Genomic DNA, 2034 nt, shown 5'->3' on the forward strand with positions numbered 1-2034 from the left:
ACGATGCCCTTGGCCACGGCCGCCGACGAGGAGAAGCCGGTGAACGGCAAGGCCGTGGCGACCTGACGCCGCGGCCGTGGCCAAGGGCATCGTCATCCGCGAGGCGCATTTCCCCGGCCGGGCGCCGATCGAGGCCTATGGCAATGGCGGCTTCCGCTTCGCCGATATGTCGCATCGCGGCTCGCTGCTCTGCCTGCCGTCCGGCATCCATGGCTGGGAGCCGGCCGATCCGCTGGCGTTGACGGTGGCGGACTTCAGCAAGCTGCTCGCCGAGGCCGGCAAGGTCGAGATCGTGCTGGTCGGCACCGGCAAGGATCTGCGGCCGCTGCCTACGGCGCTGCGCGCGGCATTGAAAGAGGCCGGCATCGCCGCCGATCCGATGTCGACCGGCGCGGCGGTGCGGACCTACAATGTCCTGCTCGCCGAAGACCGCGCCGTGGCCGCGGCGCTGATTGCCGTCGACTGACGTGGCTGATACCGCCAACATCGTCATGGATGCGGTGCGCGCTTCCGACCATGACCGTTATCTCAGCGCGCTCTACGCGCCCGCCGACAAGCGCGACGCGCTGTTTTCGCTCTATGCCTTCAATGCAGAGATCGCGTCCGTGCGCGACCGTATCCACGAGCCGTTACCCGGCGAGGTACGGCTGCAATGGTGGCGCGATGTCATCGCGGCAGAGAACGATGCGGAGACCGGTCACCCGATCGCCGACGCACTGAGGGCGACGATTTCCGCCAATCGACTGCCGAAGACAGCCTTCGACAACATGCTCGAAGCGCGCATCTTCGACCTCTACGATGATCCGATGCCGTCGCGCACCGATCTCGAAGGCTATTGTGGCGAGACCGCCGCGGCACTCATCCAGCTTGCGGCGATGATGCTCGATCCCCAGGAGGCACCGCGTTTTGCCGACCTGGCGGGGAGGGCGGGTTGTGCGCAAGCGATCACCGGTCTTTTGCTGCTGTTGCCGCTGTACCGGAGGCGTGGCCAATGTTTTGTGCCTGCGGACATCCTCGCAGCGGCCGGCTCATCATCGGAAGAGTTCGTCAAAGGGGAGGGCGGCCCCGGCGCGCAACGCGCAGTGGCGGCGATGATCGCGCTCGCGCGAGACCATCTCGGTGCCTTCGAGCGAGGCGCCCCGGCGCTGCCGGCTTCGCTGCGCCCCGCATTCCTGCCGCTCGCGCTGACGCGTGCCTATCTCGGCAGGATGGAGAAGACTGAGCAATCGCCGCGCGGCGGTGCAGCAAAGCTTTCCACCTTGCGCAAGCATTGGCTGCTCCTGCGTCATGCCAGCCGAGGCTGGACGCCCCTTTGACGTAAACGTCAATCGTGCTAGGGGTTCTGCCTGTCGGACTCGCGTCGAAGAAGCGTGAGCCGCCGGAGGAGACGCCTTTCCATGAGCCTGCCCGTGCTGGTCGTCCTTGTCGTGTTTGGCATCGCGCTGTCGGTCGCGGCCGTGCATTTCACCGGCGGCACTACTACCGCGATGCTTGCCGGCGCGGATCGGGCACTTCAACGCTTCGCCGAGGACTTTCCGGACGAAATGGTGGCGAGGGTGCGTCTAACGGCGGATCGGCGGGCGGCGTTTCTCGAGCTTGGGCCGGCGCGCACCGGCATCGTCAGCAGCATCGGCGATTGCTTCCTGACGCGCATCGTCACGCCGCGCGATATCCTGGCCCTGACCGCAGACGACCCGCGGTCGATCTCCATCAGGCTCAACGACTTCACCTGGAAGGGCGGGCGCTTTGTCTTTGCCGACGAGGCCGACGCCAGGGCGGTGGCGGCGGCCTTGCAAGACCATGATCGGAACCGGGAGGCCGCGTGATGGACGATTACAATTTCCCGGAGGTCACCAAGCTTGCCATCCCGTTCTTCGTCGCCGCCATCCTGATCGAGCTCTGGCTGGTGCGAACCGGCCGCGCCAAGGGCTCGTTCGAAACGCGCGACACGCTGACCAGCCTGATGATGGAGACCGGCAATGTCGTGGCCGGCCTGTTGCTCGGTGTTTTGTCCTACTGGGCGCTGCTGTGGCT

General features: G+C 66.3%; 3 protein-coding genes and 1 pseudogene. All 4 read left to right on the forward strand.

The features are described 5' to 3' along the window. Positions 1–76 precede the first annotated feature (76 nt). Positions 77–466, forward strand: a complete 390-nt coding sequence (locus EN781_RS31355; RefSeq protein WP_126054210.1) for an Mth938-like domain-containing protein — start codon at positions 77–79, stop codon at positions 464–466. A 25-nt stretch (positions 467–491) separates the two neighbouring features. Next, the gene (locus EN781_RS31360) at positions 492–1316 is read left to right on the forward strand and encodes a phytoene/squalene synthase family protein (protein ID WP_126054211.1); all 825 of its coding nucleotides are present in this window, start codon (positions 492–494) and stop codon (positions 1314–1316) included. Between the two features lie 81 nt (positions 1317–1397). Beyond that, the gene (locus tag EN781_RS31365) at positions 1398–1826 is read left to right on the forward strand and encodes a hypothetical protein (protein ID WP_126054212.1); all 429 of its coding nucleotides are present in this window, start codon (positions 1398–1400) and stop codon (positions 1824–1826) included. After that, positions 1826–2034: pseudogene (locus EN781_RS31370) on the forward strand (sterol desaturase family protein); the annotation flags it as partial. The gene EN781_RS31365 and the pseudogene EN781_RS31370, both read left to right, overlap by 1 nt.

It is taken from the genome of Mesorhizobium sp. M4A.F.Ca.ET.090.04.2.1 (genome assembly GCF_003999085.1).
GTDB lineage: Bacteria > Pseudomonadota > Alphaproteobacteria > Rhizobiales > Rhizobiaceae > Mesorhizobium.

Coding starts and splice junctions, on each gene's coding strand:
- EN781_RS31360 (WP_126054211.1), top strand. CDS start 492: ATGGATGCGGTGCGCGCTTCCGACCATGACCGTTATCTCAGCGCGCTC.
- EN781_RS31365 (WP_126054212.1), top strand. CDS start 1,398: ATGAGCCTGCCCGTGCTGGTCGTCCTTGTCGTGTTTGGCATCGCGCTG.